The 22,857-nt window shown below is 31.9% G+C and carries 21 protein-coding genes and 1 tRNA gene; 19 read left to right on the top strand and 3 right to left on the bottom strand.

Annotation, left to right across the window (positions count from 1 at the left end; genetic code table 11):
• The first annotated feature begins 8 nt into the window (after positions 1-8).
• The 14 genes from ftsZ to ACJDUG_RS08780 all read left to right on the top strand — a co-directional run bounded on the left by ftsZ (position 9) and on the right by ACJDUG_RS08780 (position 13,934).
• A complete protein-coding gene (ftsZ, locus tag ACJDUG_RS08845; RefSeq protein ID WP_406769610.1) occupies positions 9-1,097 on the top strand; it encodes a cell division protein FtsZ in 1,089 nt (362 codons plus the stop codon).
• A gap of 341 nt (positions 1,098-1,438) precedes the next feature.
• Positions 1,439-2,236 (top strand): sigma-E processing peptidase SpoIIGA, encoded by a 798-nt coding sequence (gene spoIIGA / locus ACJDUG_RS08840; RefSeq protein ID WP_406769523.1) that lies wholly within the window; start codon positions 1,439-1,441, stop codon positions 2,234-2,236.
• Positions 2,237-2,255: 19 nt separating this feature from the next.
• Positions 2,256-2,963 (top strand): RNA polymerase sporulation sigma factor SigE, encoded by a 708-nt coding sequence (sigE, locus tag ACJDUG_RS08835; protein ID WP_406769522.1) that lies wholly within the window; start codon positions 2,256-2,258, stop codon positions 2,961-2,963.
• A 74-nt stretch (positions 2,964-3,037) separates the two neighbouring features.
• Entirely contained in the window at positions 3,038-3,811 is a 774-nt protein-coding gene (gene sigG, locus ACJDUG_RS08830; RefSeq protein ID WP_406764718.1) for an RNA polymerase sporulation sigma factor SigG, read from the top strand.
• A gap of 188 nt (positions 3,812-3,999) precedes the next feature.
• On the top strand, positions 4,000-4,263 hold the full coding sequence (locus ACJDUG_RS08825; RefSeq protein WP_406769521.1) for a YlmC/YmxH family sporulation protein: 264 nt from the start codon (positions 4,000-4,002) through the stop codon (positions 4,261-4,263).
• 62 nt (positions 4,264-4,325) lie between these two features.
• Entirely contained in the window at positions 4,326-4,784 is a 459-nt protein-coding gene (nrdR, locus tag ACJDUG_RS08820) for a transcriptional regulator NrdR (protein WP_406769609.1), read from the top strand.
• Positions 4,785-4,918: 134 nt separating this feature from the next.
• Positions 4,919-5,629: a peptidoglycan editing factor PgeF gene (gene pgeF / locus ACJDUG_RS08815; RefSeq protein ID WP_406769520.1), complete on the top strand. Its 711-nt coding sequence runs from the start codon at positions 4,919-4,921 to the stop codon at positions 5,627-5,629.
• 172 nt (positions 5,630-5,801) lie between these two features.
• A complete protein-coding gene (locus tag ACJDUG_RS08810) occupies positions 5,802-6,497 on the top strand; it encodes a response regulator transcription factor (RefSeq protein WP_406769519.1) in 696 nt (231 codons plus the stop codon).
• A 1-nt stretch (position 6,498) separates the two neighbouring features.
• On the top strand, positions 6,499-8,205 hold the full coding sequence (pnpS, locus tag ACJDUG_RS08805) for a two-component system histidine kinase PnpS (protein ID WP_406769518.1): 1,707 nt from the start codon (positions 6,499-6,501) through the stop codon (positions 8,203-8,205).
• Between the two features lie 112 nt (positions 8,206-8,317).
• Positions 8,318-9,628 (top strand): DUF512 domain-containing protein, encoded by a 1,311-nt coding sequence (locus tag ACJDUG_RS08800; protein WP_406769517.1) that lies wholly within the window; start codon positions 8,318-8,320, stop codon positions 9,626-9,628.
• An 11-nt stretch (positions 9,629-9,639) separates the two neighbouring features.
• The gene (gene der / locus ACJDUG_RS08795; RefSeq protein WP_406769516.1) at positions 9,640-10,956 is read left to right on the top strand and encodes a ribosome biogenesis GTPase Der; all 1,317 of its coding nucleotides are present in this window, start codon (positions 9,640-9,642) and stop codon (positions 10,954-10,956) included.
• 1 nt (position 10,957) lies between these two features.
• Positions 10,958-11,962: an NAD(P)H-dependent glycerol-3-phosphate dehydrogenase gene (locus tag ACJDUG_RS08790; RefSeq protein ID WP_406769515.1), complete on the top strand. Its 1,005-nt coding sequence runs from the start codon at positions 10,958-10,960 to the stop codon at positions 11,960-11,962.
• Positions 11,963-12,047: 85 nt separating this feature from the next.
• Positions 12,048-13,526, top strand: coding sequence for a stage IV sporulation protein A (spoIVA, locus tag ACJDUG_RS08785; protein WP_406769514.1), 1,479 nt, complete (start codon positions 12,048-12,050; stop codon positions 13,524-13,526).
• Between the two features lie 332 nt (positions 13,527-13,858).
• Positions 13,859-13,934: transfer RNA gene (locus ACJDUG_RS08780), tRNA-Pro, on the top strand.
• 99 nt (positions 13,935-14,033) lie between these two features.
• On the opposite strand, the gene ACJDUG_RS08775 is transcribed toward ACJDUG_RS08780, so the two are convergent.
• The 3 genes from ACJDUG_RS08775 to ACJDUG_RS08765 are packed head-to-tail and all read right to left on the bottom strand — an operon-like array spanning position 14,034 to position 17,415.
• On the bottom strand, positions 14,034-16,031 hold the full coding sequence (locus ACJDUG_RS08775) for a sensor histidine kinase (RefSeq protein WP_406769513.1): 1,998 nt from the start codon (positions 16,029-16,031) through the stop codon (positions 14,034-14,036).
• Positions 16,009-16,698, bottom strand: coding sequence for a response regulator transcription factor (locus ACJDUG_RS08770; RefSeq protein WP_406769512.1), 690 nt, complete (start codon positions 16,696-16,698; stop codon positions 16,009-16,011). Before ACJDUG_RS08770 ends, ACJDUG_RS08775 begins: the two co-directional genes overlap by 23 nt.
• Positions 16,699-16,740: 42 nt before the next feature.
• The gene (locus ACJDUG_RS08765; RefSeq protein ID WP_406769511.1) at positions 16,741-17,415 is read right to left on the bottom strand and encodes a hypothetical protein; all 675 of its coding nucleotides are present in this window, start codon (positions 17,413-17,415) and stop codon (positions 16,741-16,743) included.
• A 497-nt stretch (positions 17,416-17,912) separates the two neighbouring features.
• On the opposite strand from ACJDUG_RS08765, the gene serS reads away from it, so the two are divergent.
• The 5 genes from serS to ACJDUG_RS08740 all read left to right on the top strand — a co-directional run bounded on the left by serS (position 17,913) and on the right by ACJDUG_RS08740 (position 22,824).
• Positions 17,913-19,193 carry a serine--tRNA ligase gene (gene serS / locus ACJDUG_RS08760; protein ID WP_406769510.1) on the top strand — a complete coding sequence of 427 codons (1,281 nt, stop codon included), beginning with the start codon at positions 17,913-17,915 and terminating at the stop codon, positions 19,191-19,193.
• An 18-nt stretch (positions 19,194-19,211) separates the two neighbouring features.
• The gene (locus ACJDUG_RS08755; RefSeq protein WP_406769509.1) at positions 19,212-19,775 is read left to right on the top strand and encodes a DUF4256 domain-containing protein; all 564 of its coding nucleotides are present in this window, start codon (positions 19,212-19,214) and stop codon (positions 19,773-19,775) included.
• Between the two features lie 225 nt (positions 19,776-20,000).
• Positions 20,001-21,197 carry an AI-2E family transporter gene (locus ACJDUG_RS08750; RefSeq protein WP_406769508.1) on the top strand — a complete coding sequence of 399 codons (1,197 nt, stop codon included), beginning with the start codon at positions 20,001-20,003 and terminating at the stop codon, positions 21,195-21,197.
• A 79-nt stretch (positions 21,198-21,276) separates the two neighbouring features.
• Entirely contained in the window at positions 21,277-21,453 is a 177-nt protein-coding gene (locus ACJDUG_RS08745) for a cysteine-rich CWC family protein (RefSeq protein WP_406769507.1), read from the top strand.
• A 189-nt stretch (positions 21,454-21,642) separates the two neighbouring features.
• Positions 21,643-22,824: a glycosyltransferase gene (locus ACJDUG_RS08740; RefSeq protein WP_406769506.1), complete on the top strand. Its 1,182-nt coding sequence runs from the start codon at positions 21,643-21,645 to the stop codon at positions 22,822-22,824.
• Positions 22,825-22,857 lie beyond the last annotated feature (33 nt).

The following is a 22,857-nucleotide window of genomic DNA, read 5'->3' as shown; positions in this document are numbered from 1 at the left end:
TAGTAATGATGCTAGATTTTGATATTGATGTTCAACAATTTGCCCAAATTAAAGTTATTGGGTGCGGCGGTGGTGGTAATAATGCCGTTAATAGAATGATTCTAGGTGGTTTGAAAAATGTAGAATTTATAGCTGTAAATACAGATAAGCAGGCTTTGATGCTTTCACAAGCAACACAAAAGATTCAAATAGGAGACAAGCTTACTAAAGGTCTTGGGGCTGGTGCTAACCCTGAAATTGGACAAAAGGCTGCTGAAGAAAGCAAGGAAGAAATAGCTCAAGCTATTAAAGGTTCAGATATGGTATTTATTACTGCAGGAATGGGCGGAGGTACTGGAACTGGTGCTGCTCCGGTGATTGCTGAAATAGCAAAATCCATGGGAATACTTACAGTTGGAGTTGTAACAAAACCTTTTCCATTTGAAGGCAGAAAGAGAATGATTCATGCTGAAATGGGAATTAAAAATTTAAAAGATAGAGTAGATACTTTAGTTACTATACCTAATGAAAGATTATTAAGCATAGTAGATAAGAAAACACCTTTAATTGAATCCTTCAAATTTGCTGATGACGTTTTAAGACAAGGTGTACAAGGTATTTCAGATTTAATTACAATCCCAGGGCTTGTTAATCTTGACTTTGCAGATGTTAAGACAATAATGATAGATAGAGGCTTAGCTCATATGGGTACTGGTGAAGGCCGTGGAGACAATAGAGCTGCAGAAGCTGCAAAACAAGCTATTTCTAGTCCTTTATTAGAAACTTCAATAATTGGAGCTACAGGTGTTCTTTTAAATATTACTGGTGGATCTGATTTCTCACTTATTGAGATGAACGAAGCAGCTGAAATAGTTCAGCAGGCAGCAGATCCAGATGCAAATATTATTGTAGGTGCAGTAATTGATGAAAACTTAAAGGACGAAATTAGAATTACAGTAATAGCTACAGGTTTTGAAGCAAGTAATAATGAGATTAAAATAACAAAACCAGCAACTCCTGCTGTTAATAGTGAAGCAGCTTTTACATTAGAAAAAGAAAAATATGACGAAAATGATTTGGAAATACCTGCTTTCTTAAGAAGGTCATCAAAGAGATAATTTAGTTAATTGATATTTTAAGTGCCATCCACTAAAAATGTAAGCATTCTTAATTTTAGGAATGCTGCTTTTTTTTCTGGGTGGCTCTTGGCTTTTTTTGAGGATTTATGCACTATTTTATATATAAAAAATAATAATGACCATTATGAATTGACAAATTTTTGTAATTAATAGATATATAATAAAACTTAAGGAGCTAAAGGATTAATAATCATTTAGTGCAGAATAAGGTATATAAGGGCTCAACAATTAATTATTGCTGGGTGCAGGTTAAGGAATGTAAGGAGCTGAAGGATTGATAATCATTCAGTGCAGAATAAGGAATACTAGGGGGAAGGATAATGGTAGTTAATATAGATATACTTGTTCTAGAAAACAGTATTGTAAATTATTTTCTGTTATACATAACTTCTCAAACCTTAAGAATAAGAAAAAGCTTTAAAAATATTGCTTTACCTGCTTTTTTAGGAGGAATTTACGTTATTACCTTAATATTTCCTAGGCTTTATATTCTAACTGAATTACCTTTCAAACTCCTTATAGCATTATTTATGATATTTATTTTATTTTATAAAAGTTCAATATTATTTTATTCAAAAGCACTATTTGTTTATCTGCTATATTCCATGGTTTTAGCAGGCCTATGCTTTTTCATAGAATTGAATTATAACGGTGGATTCCAGGTTAATTCATTATTCTATAATTTCTCCTATAAAAAACTTATGTTAGCAGTTATACTTTTATACTTAACTCTTAATAGATTGGTTTTATTCATAAGAAACAAAATTGAACTCAGTTCTCTAATTTTTTCAATAGATATAGTTTTTAAAAATGGAGAAAAAACTGTTAAAGCTTTTTTAGATACTGGTAACGAGCTTACAGAACCTGCCACAAACCTCCCAGTTATGATACTTGAGAGTGAGCTTATGGATAGAACAATAGAAGATAAAGAAACCTTTTATATACCCTATAGAGTGATAAATGGGGAGGCAAACAAATTAAAGGGTTTCAAGCCTGAATTTATAAGGATACATAAGGGAGATAATGTAGAAGTAAGGCAAGTCATCATTGCCTTATGTGAAAATAAACTAAGCAGTATGGGCGAATATAATGCACTTTTATCAAGGGGAATAATTTAAAATTAATAGGGGGTAAAAAATGTTCAGCATAAGAGTGATATTAAATAGGCTATTATCAAGATTAAAATTTCTAGCAAGGAATTTATATTATATTGGTGGAAATGATGCATTACCTCCGCCGCTTAGTAAGGAAGAAGAAGATAACTTAGTCCAAAGACTTGTAGCAGGAGACGAAACTATAAGATCAATTCTTATAGAAAGGAACCTAAGGTTAGTTGTTTATATAGCACGCAAATTTGAAAATACTGGGGTTAATGTTGAAGACTTAATTTCTGTTGGAACTATTGGGCTTATTAAAGCTGTAAATACCTTCGATCCAACTAAGAAAATTAAATTAGCCACCTATGGTTCACGATGTATAGAGAATGAGATACTTATGTATTTAAGAAGAAATAGCAAGGTTAAGGCTGAAATTTCTTTTTATGAACCATTAAATATTGATTGGGATGGAAATGAATTATTACTTTCAGATATATTAGGCACAGATAACGATTCAGTATATAATTTAATAGAAGATGAAGTTGATAAGCAGCTATTATTTGTAGCAATGAAAAAGTTAAATATAAGAGAAAAAGAAATAGTAGAATTAAGATTTGGCTTAAACGGAGAAACTGAGAAAACTCAAAAGGAAGTAGCTGATTTGCTTGGTATTTCACAATCTTATATATCTAGACTTGAAAAGAGAATTATAAAAAGATTAAAAAAAGAAATTAGTAAAATGGTATAAGCTTATCCAAGTATAAAAATTGCCTCTAAGGGAAATAATTAAAATGTTAGAATTCTAAAGGGGCTGATGACAGGATGATGATTAACAAAGTAGAAATTTGCGGTGTTAATACTGCCAAACTTCCAATTTTAAAGGAACCTGAAATGCGACAGTTACTACACAAAATGAAAGATGGAGATGAGCCTTCTAGAGAAAAATTTATAAAAGGTAACTTAAGATTAGTCCTAAGTGTCATACAAAGATTTAATAATCGCGGTGAAAATGTAGATGATTTATTTCAAGTAGGATGTATTGGATTAATAAAAGCTATTGATAATTTTGACCTTTCTCAAAATGTAAAATTTTCTACATATGCAGTTCCGATGATAATAGGAGAGATCAGACGTTATTTAAGAGATAATAACTCTATAAGGGTAAGCAGATCATTAAGAGACATAGCATATAGGGCTCTACAGGTTAGAGATAAGCTTATTACTGAAAATAATAAAGAACCTACTATTTCTCAAATAGCAAAAGAACTACAGGTTCCTAGAGAAGAAGTTGTTTTTGCATTAGATGCAATACAAGATCCAGTTTCACTATTTGAACCAATTTACCACGATGGCGGAGATGCGATTTATGTTATGGATCAAATAAGTGATAATAAAAACTTAGATGACAGTTGGCTTGAAAATATATCTATAAAGGAAGCTATGAAAAAATTAAACGATAGAGAAAAACTTATTCTTAATTTAAGATTCTTTGACGGCCGTACCCAAATGGAAGTAGCAGATGAAATAGGTATTTCTCAAGCACAAGTATCCAGGTTAGAAAAAACTGCATTAAGACATATGAGAAAGTATGTTTAAGAGCCTTAGGGCTCTTTTTTTATATGTATTTTAGGCAAGGCATAATTAAAGGAAAAAGAATTTTAGTATAAAGATCTTTATTTATTAAACATATAATTTAGTAATACTTCATATAATTTATAGATTTAGTTTAGACAAAGTAAAAATTTAATCTAGGACAACCTTTAATATAAAATAGGAGGATGCGTATGGAAGTTTCGATGTACTCTATAGTAAATTTAAGGAATATGGAAGTTATAGAAATAACCTCAGGGGCAAAACTAGGATTCATAAAGGATCTTAAAGTTGATTGCAGTGAGTTTAAAATTTTATCACTGCTTCTGCCTAATCAAAAGATATCGTGGTTTAGTAAAAATGATCTAATAGAAATACCTTGGGAAAAGGTTTTAAAGGTTGGAGTTGATGTTATATTAGTGGAAGCTTCAGATATAGTAATAAATAACAAAGAGTAGAAATTTTTCTTTAAACATTGTATAATTGACTTAACTGGCGATAAATAAAGGGTGTGAAAAAGTTGAAGTGTCCTTATTGTGGATTTGAAGAAAGTAAAGTAGTGGATTCCAGGTCCACTGAAGATGAATCAGCTATAAGAAGAAGAAGAGAATGTTTGAAATGTAATAAAAGATACACTACTTATGAGAAAATAGAGGATATTCCTATCCTTGTCATTAAGAAAGACTTAAGCAGAGATTATTTTGATAAATCCAAAATCGTTAATGGTATATTAAAGGCTTGCCAAAAAAGGCCTATATCCAGGAGTCAAATTGAAGCTATTGCAGATGATATTGAAAAACAGCTAAGCAACCAAATGCTTACAGAGGTAAAGTCCTCATTTATAGGTGAAATGATTATGGAAAGGCTTAAGGCAGTTGATGAAGTAGCCTATGTTAGATTTGCCTCGGTTTATAGACAATTTAAAGATATAAATACCTTTATGCAGGAAATCAAAAACTTGATGACAAGTAAAGAATAAATTTGAGACCAAGTTTCCTTATACATATAATTGTAGAAGGAACTTGGCCTTTTATGTTAATTCATGGTTAATATTTTTAATTTTATATTTATTTAATATAATTAAATGTTACAATTAAGTTGAGGTGAATAATTTTGGAGAAATATGAACTAAATAATTATGAATTTATTAAATATACCTATGGTAATGCAAATTTTATTTTCTCGACCTCTAAGAATAATTTGAATTTTAATGTTAATTTAGAGGAAGGCAAGTCTAATTTGATGATGCTAAAGCCTTTATTTAACTTAAATGAAATTAGTTATTTAAAACAAATTCACAGTAACCTTGTTTACAATTATGACGGAGAAATTCATCAAGGCGATGGGATTATAACAAATAGAAGAAATATTGGTATTGGAGTATTTACAGCAGATTGCGTACCAGTATTAATTTACGATAATGTTAATGAAGTGATAGCTGCAGTTCACAGCGGGTGGAAGGGAACCTTAAATGAAATTTGTTCTAATGCATTATCTAAGCTAAAGTCAGAATATGGCTCTAAAATGGAAAACCTTACAGCTGTTATTGGTCCTCATAATAGAGGCTGCTGCTATGAAATCGGCGAAGATTTAAAGTCACTATTTTCCGAAAAAGAATTATATAAGGATTTAGAAATAATAAAAGACAATAAGCTTAATCTTGAAAAATGTATTATTAGGCAGCTAGAGGCTAATGGAATGCAAAGTGAGAATATTATTACTACAAATGTTTGTACCTATTGTACAGGTGATTATAATATGTACTCATATAGAAAGCAAAAGGATGATTGTGGAAGAATGTTTTCATTTATTTATCTAACTTAAGTAAATTATATGGAGGTAAATGTCCTAAATGGACATTTACGAGGTAGAAGCCCTAAATGTGCTTCTACGGGTAGTCTAACCATGAATAATCGGCAAGCTAGACTAGCCAGTGTATCGAGCGGGAGCAAGTGAGCTTAATTGCTCAGTGTTCCGACTAAAAGGAGGAAAAGTTATGTCTGAATACAAAATTTTAGTGGTTGATGATGAAGAACATATTCAAGAGCTTCTTAAGTTCAACTTAGAAAGCAGCGGCTATAAGGTATACTGCTGCGGCAATGGGACAGAAGCATTAAAAATAGCAAGAAAGGAAAACCTAGATTTAATTCTACTAGACGTAATGCTTCCTGGAATTGATGGCTACGATGTCTGCAAGGAGGTGCGTAAAGACAACAGTATCTCAAATTTACCTATTATTATGATTACAGCTAAAAGTGAGGAACTTGACAAAATACTGGGTCTTGAGCTTGGTGCAGACGATTATTTAACAAAGCCCTTTTCAATTAGGGAGCTTCTTGCCAGGGTAAAGGCAGTGCTTAGAAGAACAACTATAATGCCGCTTGATAAGTCCTTTAGATTTGACAATATAATAGTAGACTTTGAAAAACATGAGGTTATAAAGGATGAAAACAGGGTGGATTTAACACTTAAAGAATTCGAAGTTTTGGAAATTTTAATTAAGAATAAGGGACGTGTAATTACTAGAGACTTTCTCTTAGATAAGGTTTGGGGCTATGAATATATTGGTGAAACAAGAACAGTTGATGTTCATATCAGGCATCTAAGGCAAAAAATTGAAGAAGACGATAAGAGCCCGAGATATATTGAAACCATTCGTGGAGTAGGATATAGATTTAATTTTGGTGACTAGCATGAAGAAAAAACTTTTGAGTTCAACCTTAGGGGTGCTTTTTCTAAGTGTTGTCATTTTGACAACACTATTTATATTAATTATTAATCACCAATATATAGAAACTATTAAAGAAAATCTAGCACAAAATAATAATCTAGTAATTAATTTAATAAAAACAGATAACCTTAAAAATAGAGAGGATTTCTTTAAAAACAATTTACATGATTTTGATATTAGAGTTACATATATAAATAAAGAAGGCAATGTTATATTTGATTCAGAAGCTGATTCAGAAACTATGAATAATCATAATGATAGGCCGGAAATAAAAGATGCAAGGGCAAATGGGGTTGGCTATAGTGATAGGTACAGTGTTTCCGTACATAGGAAAATGATCTATGCGGCAACTAGCTTCGATGATGGTTATATAATTAGAAGCTCTATGCCTGTTGCATTAGTTTATGGCTTTGAGAATAAATATATTAGATATTATCTTATAACTATAGTGTTAGTGCTTATTCTTGCTGCTTTAGTATCTTCAAAACTATCTCATGGGATTTTAAAGCCTATTAAGGAGCTTCAAAACATCACCTCAAATGTAGCAAAGGGTGAGCTCCATAAGAGAGTTGTAATAAATTCAAGGGATGAGATAGGAGACTTAGGAAGAGCCTTTAATGATATGGCTGATAAGCTTCAATTTTCACTTAAAGATGTAACAGATAAACAAAACAGGCTTGAGGCAATATTAAAAAGTATGGACAGCGGAGTAATAGCCATAGATAAAAATTCAAAAGTTATTATGATTAATCCCTATGCCGAAGAAATATTTGGCTTAAATAAAAACATTATCGGTCAAAACTTAATGGATAACATAAGAGATTTTGAGTTAGAGGACTTATTCAGGCATTCAAGCTACGACTATAATGAAATTAAGGTTTTATGGCCAAGAGAGAGAGAATTAAGAATAAAAACTGCTGATATCATTAACTCAGGTGAGCTTATAGGTAAGGTTGCTGTACTACAGGATATTACAGATATTAAAAGACTTGAAAATATGCGTTCTCAATTTGTTGCTAATGTTTCTCACGAACTTAAAACTCCTTTAACATCTATTAAAGGCTTCGCTGAAACTTTAAAATATGTTGAGGATCCAGATAAAAAGATTAAATTCCTGGATATAATAAATGATGAGGCAGAAAGATTAACAAGGTTAATAAATGATATTTTAACCCTATCTTCCTTAGAGCAGCATAAATTAGAGAAAAATGAAGTAGTTAATGTAAATACTATAGTCGACAACGTCTATAATCTCATGAAAAATACAGCTGAAAGTAAGAATATTACACTATCTGTTTCTGGTAAAACTGTTCCTAATATTATTGGAGATAGTGATATGTTTAAGCAGATGCTTATAAATTTAGTTGACAATGCAATTAAATATTCTGGTAAGAATGCAAAGGTAACCATTGGTACTGATTATAGCCAAACTAAATGTATTCTTTGGGTAGAAGATACTGGAGTTGGTATGACTAAGGAGCATTTAGACAGGATATTTGAGAGATTTTACAGAGTTGATAAGGCTAGATCTAGAGCTGAGGGCGGAACTGGCCTTGGGCTGGCAATTGTCAAGCATATAGTTTTAAGTTTAAATGGAAATATAAATGTTTATAGTGAACCTTCGAAGGGTACAAAATTTATAATCGAAATACCAATTAAAATAGGATAGGTTCAACTATCCTATTTTTTTAAACACTTTTCTTATTTGAAATTCATTGACTAATAATTTCAGTTAGGGTATTATATCATAATGTATAGATATAACCTTTGGGAGTGAAAATATGAAGAACAAAATAGTTAAAGTTTCACCAACTAGTTTAGCAGAAGAAATAGATTTAGAAATAGGCGATAGATTAATTAGTATAAATGGAACTGAAATTAAAGATATTATTGATTATAAATTTTTAATGGCAGATGAAAATATTGTCCTTGAAATTGAAAAAGCAGATGGTGAAGTATGGGAGATAGAAGTTGAAAAGGAATATGATGAGGATTTAGGAGTAGAATTCGAAAATTCAATACTTGATAATGCAAGAAGCTGCTCCAATAATTGCTTATTTTGTTTTATAGATCAGCTACCAAAGGGAATGAGAGAAACTTTGTATTTTAAGGATGATGATTCTAGGCTATCTTTCCTGCAGGGAAATTTCGTAACCTTAACTAATATGAAGGATGAAGACATAGATAGAATTATTAGATATAGGATAAGTCCAATAAATGTTTCTGTACATACTACAAATCCTGAGCTAAGAGTAAAGATGCTCAATAATAGATTTGCCGGCAATATATATGAAAGGCTTCAAAAGCTTGCTAATGCTCATATAGATATTAATTGTCAAATAGTTTTAGTTCCAGGAATTAATAATGGAGAGGAATTAATTTCAACTACAGAAGATTTATTTAAATTATATCCAGCTATTAGAAATGTTGCAGTAGTACCTATAGGTGCCACAAAATTTAGAGAAGGTCTTTTTAAAGTTACCTTGTTTGATAAGGAAAGAAGCTTAAAGGAAATATACAGCATTAAGAAACTGCAAGACAAATATATAAAGGAAATAGGTTCTCCCTTTGTGAGACTCTCAGATGAATTTTATGTGCTTGCAAATTTAGAAATTCCTGACAAGGACTTTTATGGAAGTTTAGAGCAGCTTGAAGATGGTATAGGTATGATAAGAATGTTTAGGGACAATATTACTTCTTCATTACCTAATTTAGGCAAAGTAAGCAAGGGGAGTTTTACTATTATAACTGGGGCCCTAGCTTTTAATGAAATAAATGCTGCAGCTAATAAAATTATGAAGTATAACAGCAGTATTAAACTAGAAGTAGCTAAAATAGCCAATAAGCTATTTGGTGAGACAATAACAGTAGCTGGTCTTTTAACGGGTAAGGATATAATAGAGCAAACTAGGAACCTTACCTTAGGAGAATTTGTACTTATACCTCAAAATATGCTTCGAGGCGGTGAAGAAATTTTTCTTGATGATATAACTGTAAAGGAATTAGAAAAAACTATAAATAGAAAAATAATTATCTGTGACTATACAGGGGAAGACTTAATTGAATTAATTAACACACATTGCATTGAATAGGAGGAAAAATAATGGGTAAACCGATAGTAGCATTTGTAGGAAGACCAAATGTGGGGAAATCTACACTTTTTAATAAAATTGCTGGGAAAAGAATTTCTATAGTAGAAGATACGCCAGGGGTAACAAGAGATAGGGTATATGCAGAGGCTGAATGGCTTAAATATAATTTTACTATAATTGATACAGGCGGAATTGAGCCAGAAAGTGAAGACATCATTCTCTCCCAAATGAGAAGGCAAGCACAAATAGCAATTGATACAGCAAATGTAATAGTATTTATCGTAGATGGTAAAGAGGGCCTTACTGGTGCTGATGCTGAAGTAGCTCAAATGCTAAGAAAGAGCAAAAAGCCTATAGTACTTGTAGTAAATAAAATTGACAACCTTACTGATGAGGATAATGCATATGAGTTTTATAATTTAGGTATAGGTGATCCAATAACAATTTCAGCTTCACAAGCTTTAGGACTTGGCGATATGCTTGATAAAGTAGTTTCTTATTTTCCTGAAAACTCTGAGGATGCAGAGGATGAAGAATACATTAAAATTGCCATGATAGGCAAGCCTAATGTAGGAAAATCATCACTTATAAATAAACTTTTAGGCGAAGACAGGGTCATAGTCAGTGATATTCCTGGAACAACAAGGGATGCCATAGATAGTGTTCTTGAAACTGATGAAGGTAAATTTATTCTAATAGATACTGCTGGTCTTAGACGTAAGAGTAAAATAAAAGAGGAAATTGAAAGATATAGTGCTGTAAGAACACTTGCTGCTATAGAAAGAGCAAATGTCTGTATTCTAATGATTGATGCTGAAGACGGAGTTTCAGAGCAGGATGAAAAGATTATAGGCTACGCTCATGAGCAGGGAAAAGCTATAATGGTAGTTGTGAACAAGTGGGATTTAATTGAAAAAGATGATAAAACCATGCAAAATTTTAAAAAGACCTTACAATATAATTTATCCTTTATAGATTATGCTCCATATTTATTTATTTCTGCAAAAACAGGGCAAAGGGTACATAAGGTACTAGAATTGGCTAAGAACTGTTATGACAATTCCTGCCGAAGAATATCTACAGGGCTTTTAAATGATGTTATAAATAAGGCTGTTTTAATGAAGGAACCTCCAATTGTAGGCTTAAAGAGGTTGAGAATCTATTATGTAACCCAGGTAGATACAAAACCGCCAACCTTTATATTTTTTATTAATGATTATAATTCAGTACATTTTTCCTATGAAAGGTATTTGCTAAATCAAATTAGAGAGAGTTTTAATTTTGAAGGTACAGCTATAAAAATACAATTTCGTGAAAGGAAGGACTGATATGACTAATGAGGTTACATTTCTTGGCGGCGGAAGCTTTGGTACTGCATTAAGTACATTGCTTGCTAAAAAAGGAATTAGTGTGAAGCTCTGGGATAGAAGCCCAAGTATTGTTCAGGGCATTAATATAAACAGGGAAAATAAAAAATATCTGCCTGATGTCAAGCTGCCAAGTAATGTTAAAGCTTATGAAAACATAAAAGAAGCAGTGGATAATAGTAATTTTATTGTATTATCTGTTCCTTCTCATGTTGTGAGAAGCTTATGCAGACAAATAAGTCAATTTATTTCAAAAGAGCAAATTGTAATCTGTATAGCTAAGGGTATTGAAGAAGATACTCAAAAAATTCTATCGGAAGTAATTGAAGAAGAACTTCCACTAAGTCCAGTGGTAATACTTTCAGGTCCAAGTCATGCCGAAGAAGTGGCACTAGACATCCCAACAGCTGTAGTTGCTGCATCTAAACATAAAAAATGTGCAGTAAAAGTTCAAGATCTTTTTATGACAAACACCTTTAGAGTTTATACCAATACTGATTTAATTGGTGTTGAAATTGGTGGGGCTGTTAAAAACATCATAGCTCTAGCCTCAGGTATTTCAGATGGTATAGGGTATGGAGATAACGCCAAAGCTGCTCTTATGACAAGGGGTATGCATGAAATAGTAAAGATTGGAACTAAGCTTGGAGCTAAGAAGGAAACTTTTTCAGGCTTAACGGGAATTGGTGATCTAATTGTAACTTGCACAAGTATGCATAGCAGAAATAGAAGGGCAGGCATTTTGATTGGACAAGGAATGCAGGTAGATGAGGCAATTGATAAAATCGGAATGGTAGTAGAAGGTATTAGGGCCTGCAGGGCTTTTTATCAGCTGAAAGAAAAGCTTAAGGTATCTATGCCAATTACTGATGTTCTTTATAAGATTTTATTTGAAGGTAAGGATCCAAAAGAAGCCGTATATGAACTTATGTCTCGAGATAAAAAAGACGAAATTTATAATTTATAAGATTTTTTTATTTTTTTTATAGTTATAATTTTATATGTTGTCCAATATATATATAGTGTTAATAAGTATTATTGGGAGGCATGCGTTGGAAAATTTCGATATATATAAGGACATAGCCGAAAGAACGCAAGGGGACATTTATGTGGGAGTTGTGGGACCTGTTAGAACTGGTAAATCTTCATTTATTAAAAGGTTTATGGATTTGATGGTTATTCCAAATATAGAAAACTCCTATAAGAAACAAAGAGCAAAGGATGAGCTTCCACAGAGCTCATCAGGAAAATCAATTCATACTACAGAACCGAAATTTGTTCCAAATGAAGCTATAGAAATACACTTAAATGAAGGAACAAAGTGTAAGATTAGAATGGTTGACTGCGTAGGATATATTGTTAAAGGTGCACAAGGCTACATGGAGGCTAATGGGGCAAAGATGGTTAGTACACCTTGGTATGACCATGAAATACCCTTTGAAGAAGCAGCTGAAATTGGAACAAAAAAGGTTATTAATGAACATTCTACAATAGGTCTTGTTGTAACTACTGATGGATCTATAACTGATATTGACAGAGACGATTATGTTGAGGCAGAAGAGAGAGTTATTAATGAACTAAAAGCAATTAATAAGCCATTTATTATTCTTTTAAATTCAGCTCATGTAAATGATGCAAGGACCTTAGAATTAAGGTCTGAACTAGAAGAAAAATATGATGTTCCAGTAGAGGCTTTGGATGTATTGAATATGAGAGAAGAAGACATAGGTAAGATCTTTCAGACTATACTTAGAGAATTCCCTGTTACTGAAATTAATATTGATTTTCCAGAATGGATTGAGAAGCTTGATGCTAAGCATTGGCTTAAGGTAAACTTTATTAATTTAGTTAAGGATCTTTGTAAACAGGTTTTAAAGCTAAGGGATGTAAAACGTTCTCTTGATGCCTTTAGAGAAGTTGAATTCTTAGATTTAACTAGTATTAATGAAGTAAACATGGGAAATGGTACAGCTAGAGTTGCACTAAATCCTAAAAACACCTTATTTTATGAAGTATTAAGCGAAGTCTGCAATTGTGACATTAAAGGTGAAAATGAACTGTTGGCTATAATGTATGATTTAAATAGAGCAAAGGTTGAATATGATAAGATTGCAGCTGCCTTAAAGGATGTTAGGGAAACTGGTTATGGTTTAGTTGCTCCACAGCTTTCTGAGATGAAACTGGAGGAACCTGAATTTGTTAAACAAGGTAGCAGGTGTGTTGTTAAGCTAAAAGCAAGTGCTCCATCTCTGCATCTAATAAAGGCTGATATTGAAACCGAAATATCTCCTATTATGGGAACAGAAAAGCAAAGTGAAGAGCTTATGAAGTCACTGTTAGAGCAATTTGAAAATGATAAGTCTAAAATATGGCAGAGCAATATGTTTGGTAAGCCGCTTGAAATCCTCGTTAAAGAAGAGCTTCAAAATAAACTGTATAAGATGCCTGAAGATGTACAAGTAAAACTTCAAAGAACTCTTCAAAAAATCATAAACGAAGGTACCGGCGGACTAATCTGCATAATTCTTTAATTAAACAGCTATAAATATGCTTGAATATTTTAATTTTAATATTAAGTTATGAAACTATTGAGCCTTAAACAAGTTCTCAATAGTTTTCTTTTTAATTTTATTTTAAAATTAGGATAGAAATCCATAAAAAGCAATTATTAAAAATTAATATCTTTTAAAGCTTAAATAAAAGAAATATCTGTAACTGATGTAATTACCAATAAAGTAATAAATATAGATACAGTTAAGCGCTGACACTATTAAATGAGAGTAATTATGCCTAAAGTATTGAAATTTTTTAGTAAGCAGTTTATAATATATTTTGTTAAACAAAGAAAATATTACTTTAATATCTGGGTATGGCGCAGATGGTAGCGCGCTAGAATGGGGTTCTAGAGGTCGCAAGTTCAAATCTTGTTACCCAGACCAAATTGCCTAACTGTGAGGTCGCTAGTATTTTAGGGTAAAACCGTAAAGTGCTAGCGACTTTACTTTTTTTCAAAGAAGGAGGAAATGAAAGTCCATAATCTATTTATAAAACTCTGTTGTAACCTTAAAAAGATCACCATCAATATCTATTTTCATATGTCCGCCCTCAAGCTCTACAATGCTTTTTGCAATTGACAAACCTAAGCCTGAACCTTCTGTGCTTCTTGCCTTATCTCCTCTTTTAAATCTTTCAAAAATCTCATCTACATCAAAATCCAATTCATAGGAAGACATATTCTTTATTATAACCTGGACCTTATTTGTTTTTTCTACAAGATCAATATATACTCTGGAGCTGGGCTGGGAATACTTTAACGCATTGCCTATCAAGTTTTCAAATACCCTCCAAGTTCTTTTTCCATCCAAATTTAAGTATACCTCATCTACAGGTATATTTGTTCTAAAGGTAAGGGAGGAATTATTTATTTTTTCGTCGAACTCACCTAGAGCCTGCCTTAGGAGGGACGCAATATCAACCTTCTCAATATATAGTTCAACTGCGCCGCTTGAAACCTTGGAAGCCTCAAAAAGGTCCTCAATAAGTACTCTAAGCCTTTGAGACTTTTGCTCCAAAATCTCTATATATTTTTTTCTTTGTTCTTCAGAAAGATTACCTTGTTTCAGCAAGTTTACATAACTTATTATATTAGTCAGAGGTGTTTTAAGGTCATGGGATACATTGGTTATAAGCTCAGTTTTAAGCCTTTCGCTTCTCACTTGGCTTTCAACCGATTTCTTGAAGCTCTCCTTCATGCTGTTTATATTCTTTGCAATGGCTATATAACTGCTTTCTCCATTTTCCTCCATTGCATATTCCAGATTTCCTGAAGCTATGGCATTAGTTCCCTCAATTATTCTATTCAAGGCTACTACTCTTTTAAGAATATATGTTGGGACAAACAGCAAGTACACGATAATATATAGAAATGCTACAAAAAACAATGCATCATGTCTTCTGAGTAAAACTTCTATTATTGCAATGGACATTCCAAACAATGTAGTAAATACAAATAAGGACAGCTCCTTATACAATGTTCCTTTGATTCTGCGGCTTTCTTTCCAAAGAAAGTATAATTGACAGCATATGCTTCTTTTCAGCTGAGCTGTAAACTCATCTTTACTACGCACAAGTTCTAGTGTAGTACCTATACTTATCATAAGATAATAAACATATACCATTACCATAAATAGTTTTGCAAAATGATTAATTCCAATAGGAGAATAAAAAAAATTAATATGGGATAAATAGACCAGACTGGTAAAATTATAAACAAAAAATACAAGCATCCTTAAATCTAAAGGGATTTTCTTATACAAATTCCTTATTCCGCTTTCTGACTTGTTTCTTAATTTAAATAAAATGAGAACGCCTATTCCAACTACTAGCGATGCTATAAAAATAATCTCTTCTTTTTTTACTCTTTCTCCTATAGAACTGTAGTAGTTGTAGTCTTCGGTCATTTGACTGAAGCCGCCATTAGATTTTATAAATATAAAGCTTCCTTCAAAGCCATTTCTTTGAAACCAGCTGTTTATAGATTGCAAATAGCTGTCACTGCCAATACTCCTAGGAAATTTATCAACATACACAGCTTTTTTGTTTATATAATCCTCCACATTACCAGGCTCTTCAATGTTTGTATAAACTTTATTACTTTTTTTATCTTTTATATAATATTTTAAAGCTTTTTCAGCATCTATTTTTACTTTTACCGCATTATACTCTAAATCGTTGGCTATCAAGATAGACTTTAAGTTTGTATCATCTGGTTTAAGATACTGCTTCTTCAAGTCGCTAAGCTTTTCATTCTCTGTTTTTTGCGAGTAATCTTTTAAACTTGTCATTAAAATTTGTACATTCTGAAAATAGCTTCTCAAATTATCCTTGTAGGTGTAGCTTTTAAAATAACTATCCTTTGTAAGATACTGCCTATTATTTGCAATATCGAATACCGAAAGCAGAGCTACAGCAAATGCAAACATAGATATTAAAAGCGCAAGTGCAAATAGATACCTATTTCTCGATCTTGTAACCAATTCCCCACACCACCTTAAGATATTCAGGTTCCTTTGGATTGATCTCTATCTTTTCTCGTATTCTTCTTATATGAACCGACACGGTATTCTCACCATTGTAAAAAGCTTCATTCCAAACTCTTGTGTATATTTCTGCAATAGAAAACACTCTTCCTTTATTCTCCATGAGAAGCTCAAGCATACGGTATTCTGTAGGCGTAAGGCTTACCTCTTCTCCGTTTACTCTAACGGTCTTTGTATGTTTGTTTAGCGCAAGCCCTCTTATTACTATTTCATCTTCATCTTTAAAGTATCCAAAATTTGTATACCTTCTAAGCTGAGACTTTACCCTAGCAACTAGCTCCAGGGGATTAAAAGGCTTTGTTATATAATCATCTGCTCCTATATTAAGGCCTAATATCTTATCAGTATCTTCCGATTTTGCTGAAAGCATTATAATAGGTATATTTTTGCTTTCTCTAATTTTAAAAGTTGCCTTTATACCGTCCATTACCGGCATCATAACATCCATTAGAATAAGATGAATTTCTTCTCTTTCAAGTGACTCTAGTGCCTGAAGTCCATCACTGGCCTCTATTACCCTTATGCCTTCATTCTTTAAATATATCTCTATAGATTCTCTAATTGCATTATCATCGTCAACAACTAAAACATTATAATCCATCATTTACTCACTCCTATTGCTACCATTATAGCATTTTTTTATATATTATTCAGGTCTCATAAAAAAACTGAAGGCATCCTTAGGAATTCCATTTACACTGTCTTTATTTTTTATATTTCTAATATGATAAATTTGATTTTCATAGTCCTTTGCCTGATTATCACATATATAAGCGTAGTCATAGCTTCCTTTCTCTACCCATTTCATGAAAACATATGTATGAGAAGGCACGCCGTTTTTATTACCGCTTTCATCTGTTGTAAATACTATATCTCCCGGCTGCAGATCCTTATAATTAGTATATTTCTGAAAACCCTTTTGCTGAAGTAGAGGAACAATTTGAGAAGTATTGCCGATTTCCTTTGGAATTTCCACACCGTTTCTTCTCAAAACTTCTGAAATAAAGTAAACACAGGAATTTGAAGAAGTTTTACCGTTTAAAATAATAGCAGCGTTAAAAACACTTTTTTCATGACTTGACGACTTTAAATAGGAATATACCTTTTCATTAAAATTTGTATCTTTGTTTTTATCATTGTTTTTAATTATGCTATGAGTAAGCTTTTCGCTTTCTGCTATACCATTAAGCATATTTTGGTCTAAATTTGTATTCATCCAAGAACCTTTAAGCAGAGTCTTATTAAGAACCAGTAAAACCAGAAAAAACATTATAACTGTTGTTATCAGTATATTGACTCTTCTTACTGCATATCTTTTCATTTAATATCCCTTCCTTACAATGCTTTATAAATAAATTATAATAAATACTTTTAAAAAATTTTGTACTATAATTATTACAAATATTGTTTTAATTCTTACAAATTTCTTAAGATATCTAAGCTACCTTGAGCAGTCTGTAGAAATGCAGATGTCACCAATAAAATAAATTTTAACTTGTAAAACTCTTATTAACTGTTTATAATAAGTATAATAAAATATTGTATAACAGTGATGATAGAAGCTAAAGTTTATGAATCTCTACAGAGAGCCGGTGGTTGGTGTGAACTGGTGAGAGGTTAAGCCTTCCACTTTTGAAGCTGTCGGTGATGAGCCATAGTGTAGTGCCCTTTATAGCACCTTCGAGTGGTTGGCAAACAGGCTGACAATTTGGGTGGCAACGCGGAATCCTTCCGTCCCATATTATTTATATGGGACGGAAGGATTTTTATTTTTCTAAATAAACAATTATAAAAGCTTATTTAATTAAGGAGGAAAACATGTTAGATATTAAATTCTTACGAACAAATCCAGAAGTTGTAAAAGACAATATCAAAAAGAAATTTCAAGAGCAAAAATTAATATTGGTTGATGAAGTAATTAAGCTTGATAAGGAATATCGAGATGTAAAGTCAAGAGGGGATGCACTTAGAAATCAACGGAATATGATTAGTAAAGAAGTTGGTGTTTTCATGTCCAAAGGCCTTAAGGAAAAGGCTGCACAAATAAAAGTTAAAGTTACAGATATCGCTCAAGAGCTATCGGAATTAGAAATATTGGAAAATAAGCTTGAAGCTGAAATTAATGAGAGAATGTTGGTTATCCCCAATATCATCGATCCAACAGTACCAATTGGTAAAGATGATAGTGAAAATGTTGAAATTGATCGTTTTGGAGAACCTGTTGTACCTGAATTTGAGGTGTCATATCATACAGATATTATGGAAAAACTCCATGGTATTGACCTTGACAGTGCAAGAAAAACTAGTGGGAATGGTTTCTATTACCTCTGTGGTGATATTGCACGACTACATTCTGCAATTCTTAGCTATGCGCGTGATTTTATGATTGATAGAGGATTCACTTACTATATCCCGCCTTTTATGATACGCAGTAATGTGGTAAATGGGGTCATGAGTTTTTCCGAAATGGAAAATATGATGTATAAAATAGAAGGTGAAGATTTATATCTGGTTGGAACAAGTGAACATTCTATGATAGGTAAATTTATTGATACGATCTTGGATGAAGAGCAGCTCCCGCAAACATTAACCAGCTATTCTCCATGCTTCCGTAAGGAGGTAGGGGCACATGGCATAGAAGAACGTGGTGTATATCGCATCCATCAATTTGAAAAGCAGGAAATGGTCGTCTTATGCAAACCTGAAGAAAGTGCTCAGTGGTTTAATAAACTACATCATTATTCTGTTGACTTTTTCCGCTCTTTAAATATTCCTGTACGTACCTTGGAGTGTTGCTCTGGGGACCTGGCAGATTTAAAAGTAAAGAGTATTGATGTAGAAGCATGGTCTCCTAGACAGCAAAAATATTTTGAGGTTGGAAGCTGCTCCAATTTAGGTGATGCACAGGCTCGCAGATTAGGTATTCGAGTTAAGAACAAAGAAAAAGGAAACTACTTACCTCATACATTAAACAATACAGTTGTTGCACCACCACGCATGTTAATAGCATTCTTAGAAAACAATTTAAATGCTGATGGTTCAGTCACAATTCCAAAACCACTTGCAATGTATATGGGTGGGAAAGAAATTATTAAATAATAAGGAGGCAGAATAAAAATGCTAAATAAAAAGGATTTGTCCCAAGAACAACGTGAAGAACTACTTAGAATATTGAAAGCTCGTTTTGAGAAAGACATGAACTACCATAAAGGTCTTGAATGGTCTAAAGTGCAAACAAAACTGGAAGCAAATGCTGAAAAACTTTGGTCACTCAATGAGATGGAAAGAACTGGTGGCGAGCCGGATATTGTTGATGAAGATAAAAATACTGGCGAATATATTTTTTTTGATTGTTCAGCAGAAAGTCCTAAAGGCCGCAGAAGTTTTTGTTATGACAATGAAGCTCTTGAATCAAGGAAAGAACATAAACCAGTAAATAGTGCTATTAATATGGCTTTTAACATGGGCATTGAGATTTTAACTGAGGAACAATATTGTGAACTTCAGAAACTTGGGAAATTTGATTTAAAAACATCTAGCTGGGTGAAAACACCAAGTAATATTAGAAACCTGGGTGGAGCCATCTTTTGTGATCGCCGTTATGATACTGTCTTCGTATACCACAATGGAGCAGATTCCTACTATGGTAGCAGGGGCTTCCGTGGTTCACTTAGAGTCTAAATTTTGGTTGGAAGCCAATAAAGCCTTGAAATAACAAGGCTTTTTTATTTTGTAGGAATATTTATCTTTTGGGGATATAAAATGGGTGTATAATAAATTATGAGTAATTGTAATTGCTGCGATAGTATAATTTGTGCTAGTATAATAAAAAGGATAGTTAAATTAAAAGATATAAGCCTTATATAAACTTATTATAAAAAACATTAATAAATTACGGAGGGACTAATGATAAATAAAATTAAGTTTAAAATAAATAAAAAATATGCAACCATCTCTCTTTATGTAATAATTACAATCTTAATAATATTTATATTGGCAAGGGCAACTTTTGAAATTGAAAGTATTTTAAAAGCAGTAACTACGGCTTTGAAGTATATAGGCAAAATGCTAACTCCTGTATTTGTTGGGATTATTATTGCATATATTATTAACCCCTTGGTTGAATTAATTGAGAACTTGCTTATAAAAACTAAATTTTTAAAGTTTAAAAATGAGAAGAAGTATAGAACCATTGCAGTTTTTGCTTGTGTGATCCTCATAATTTTAATTGTATTTTTTCTAATTGGAACCTTTATATTTAGCATTACAAAGCAAATTTCAAATATGAACTTTGACAGGGTAATTGGTATTATTACCAATTACATAAATGGATTCTCAGACTCTTTAAACAATATTGAAGGAAAGTTACAGAGCATGCATTTAGAGTCCAAGGCGTTAGAACAATATGCAGCACAATTTTCTACGGCACTTATTACCTGGCTAAATAATTTCGCTGATAATTTAGCTTCAAACACCTTAAATATATCTGGATATATTTCTAATTTTGTTTTTGGACTTATCATAGCTGTTTATTTATTATTGGACAAGGACGATTTTATATGTTATTCAATCAAGTTCTCAAAAGCAATGTTTTCAGATAAGACTTCAAAAATAATTAAGAGCTACTTACATGACTTCGATGAGATTTTTTCAGGCTTTATTAGAGGCACACTATTAGATGTACTTTTCATGTGTGTAGCCTTAAGTGTATCCCTAGGGGTTATAGGAATTAAATTTGGTGTTTTAATAGGTTTTCTTGCAAGTCTTTGTCATTTAATACCTTATTTTGGTCCAATTGTTGCCTTTGCAGGTACAATAATTTTTGGATTACTTAATGCTCAATACAGTCAGGTTCTTATAGCCGTTATTGTTTTATTCATTATTCTTCAAATAGATGCTAATATAATTCAACCAAAACTTCTTGGTAGTAAATTAGCTCTAAAACCAATATTTATCTTGATTTCCATAATTATCGGAGCTGATATAGCAGGGGTTTTAGGTATGGTGCTGGCTGTACCTGCTGCAGCGTTAATAAAGTTATTTTTAAAGCGAATTATAGAAGCACGAATAAAGGAAAAAGAATTAACTGAAAGTCAAAATTAACTTAATATATTCTAAACTAATGGCATCCACTTGACTTATTTATTATTACATCTCTATAATATTTATATGGGGTGATTTTATGAATGCAGAAAAAATATGTCCTCTTTGTGGTAAAGATAATAATTGTCAGCATGGTCAAGGTGGATGCTGGTGTAATTCTGTTATTATACCTAAATATATAATAGATATGATACCTGAAGATAAAAAGGGGAAAGCTTGTATTTGCAAGGCGTGTCTAGAAAAGTATACAAAATAAAAATGCAAAGATTGAGTTGCAAGTTTTACCCTGAGTATTCAGGGTTTTTTATTTTAAAAAATTATTTAATTCATAATATTTTTAACGGTATGTATAATATATTCTAAGCATAAGTATTTAGTAATAATCATATTAGGAGAAGACTACAGTTTATAGGTTATTTAATTTCAATCGAAAGGAGTGATGTTATTGTTAAGTAATAATACAAAAATAACAACATCCGATTACATAGAAAAAAATAATATTAAAATGAAAAGTAAACTAAATAGTGCTGTTATTATACCTGCTTTAAACCCTGCTCCAAATTTAATTGATTTTGTTCATGACCTACTTAAAACAGGAGTTCCCTGTGTAATTGTAGTAAATGATGGCAGCGATGCCGCCTTTAGTAGTATTTTTACGGAGCTTAAAAACATTAGTAAATGTACAGTTTTAGAGCACGCGGTAAACCGAGGCAAGGGTAGAGCCTTAAAAACTGCTTTTACTTATTTTACAGAAAACTACTCTTTTTTAGATGGTGTTGTTACCGCTGATGCTGATGGTCAGCATGCAATTGATGATATTTGTAAAATATGCGAAAAACTTTCCAATACTCATGGTTCACTTATTTTAGGTGTAAGAAATTTTAAGGAAAGTAATGTTCCTAAAAGAAGTTACATAGGCAATACAGTAACAAGCTGCATTTTTAAATTTTTATATAATAGTAGCTTAAATGACACTCAGACAGGACTTAGAGGTATACCTAAAAAAGAACTTCCTTGGGTTCTCCAATTAAAAGGGGAGAGGTACGACTTTGAAATAAATATGTTAATAAATGCAAGACGCAATAATATAAATCTTAAAACTATACCTATACAAACCCTTTATTTTGAAAACAACTCTGGCTCTCATTATAGTACAATAAAGGATTCAATACCTATATTTTTAAAACTTATATCAGGGTTAATTCAATATTCAGGATCAACAATTGTATCAAGTATATTAGATGTTTCGGCCTTTTTTATATTAAATACATATTTACTTTCAACTTTTCCTGCAGCTTTAAGAATATTCTTAAGTACAGTTATTGCTCGTTTAATATCCTCCATGTGCAACTTTGCAATGAATAGGAAATTTATCTTTTCAGATACAGGGAAAGTTTCAAGATCTGCAGTTCGTTATTATATTTTATGTATTTGTTTAATGATGACCTCATATGGTTTAGTTTATACAATTAGTTTATTTTGGAAAGTAAATGAATCCTTTATAAAACTTATAACTGATTTCATTTTAGGATTTTCAAGCTATGAGGTTCAGCTGCGCTGGGTATTTCAAAATAAGAATAACGAGGAAGGGTCTATCCATAATGAAGTTGCAAAAGATTATAGATAATTAAGGGAGGTTAAAGTCCTAAATGGACTTTAA

It is taken from the genome of Candidatus Clostridium stratigraminis (assembly GCF_045310675.1).
Lineage (GTDB): Bacteria > Bacillota > Clostridia > Clostridiales > Clostridiaceae > Clostridium_AT > Clostridium_AT stratigraminis.
The sequence above is the reverse complement of the archived record's forward strand: the minus strand, read 5'-3'. Positions and strand labels throughout refer to the sequence as shown.

Bases quoted from the DNA above. Each gene is read 5' to 3' on its own strand.
- ftsZ (WP_406769610.1), top strand. From the start codon at position 9: ATGCTAGATTTTGATATTGATGTTCAACAATTTGCCCAAATTAAAGTT.
- spoIIGA (WP_406769523.1), top strand. From the start codon at position 1,439: ATGGTAGTTAATATAGATATACTTGTTCTAGAAAACAGTATTGTAAAT.
- sigE (WP_406769522.1), top strand. From the start codon at position 2,256: ATGTTCAGCATAAGAGTGATATTAAATAGGCTATTATCAAGATTAAAA.
- sigG (WP_406764718.1), top strand. From the start codon at position 3,038: ATGATGATTAACAAAGTAGAAATTTGCGGTGTTAATACTGCCAAACTT.
- ACJDUG_RS08825 (WP_406769521.1), top strand. From the start codon at position 4,000: ATGGAAGTTTCGATGTACTCTATAGTAAATTTAAGGAATATGGAAGTT.
- ACJDUG_RS08810 (WP_406769519.1), top strand. From the start codon at position 5,802: ATGTCTGAATACAAAATTTTAGTGGTTGATGATGAAGAACATATTCAA.
- pnpS (WP_406769518.1), top strand. From the start codon at position 6,499: ATGAAGAAAAAACTTTTGAGTTCAACCTTAGGGGTGCTTTTTCTAAGT.
- ACJDUG_RS08800 (WP_406769517.1), top strand. From the start codon at position 8,318: ATGAAGAACAAAATAGTTAAAGTTTCACCAACTAGTTTAGCAGAAGAA.
- der (WP_406769516.1), top strand. From the start codon at position 9,640: ATGGGTAAACCGATAGTAGCATTTGTAGGAAGACCAAATGTGGGGAAA.
- ACJDUG_RS08790 (WP_406769515.1), top strand. From the start codon at position 10,958: ATGACTAATGAGGTTACATTTCTTGGCGGCGGAAGCTTTGGTACTGCA.
- ACJDUG_RS08770 (WP_406769512.1), bottom strand. From the start codon at position 16,698: ATGATGGATTATAATGTTTTAGTTGTTGACGATGATAATGCAATTAGA.
- ACJDUG_RS08765 (WP_406769511.1), bottom strand. From the start codon at position 17,415: ATGAAAAGATATGCAGTAAGAAGAGTCAATATACTGATAACAACAGTT.
- serS (WP_406769510.1), top strand. From the start codon at position 17,913: ATGTTAGATATTAAATTCTTACGAACAAATCCAGAAGTTGTAAAAGAC.
- ACJDUG_RS08755 (WP_406769509.1), top strand. From the start codon at position 19,212: ATGCTAAATAAAAAGGATTTGTCCCAAGAACAACGTGAAGAACTACTT.
- ACJDUG_RS08750 (WP_406769508.1), top strand. From the start codon at position 20,001: ATGATAAATAAAATTAAGTTTAAAATAAATAAAAAATATGCAACCATC.
- ACJDUG_RS08745 (WP_406769507.1), top strand. From the start codon at position 21,277: ATGAATGCAGAAAAAATATGTCCTCTTTGTGGTAAAGATAATAATTGT.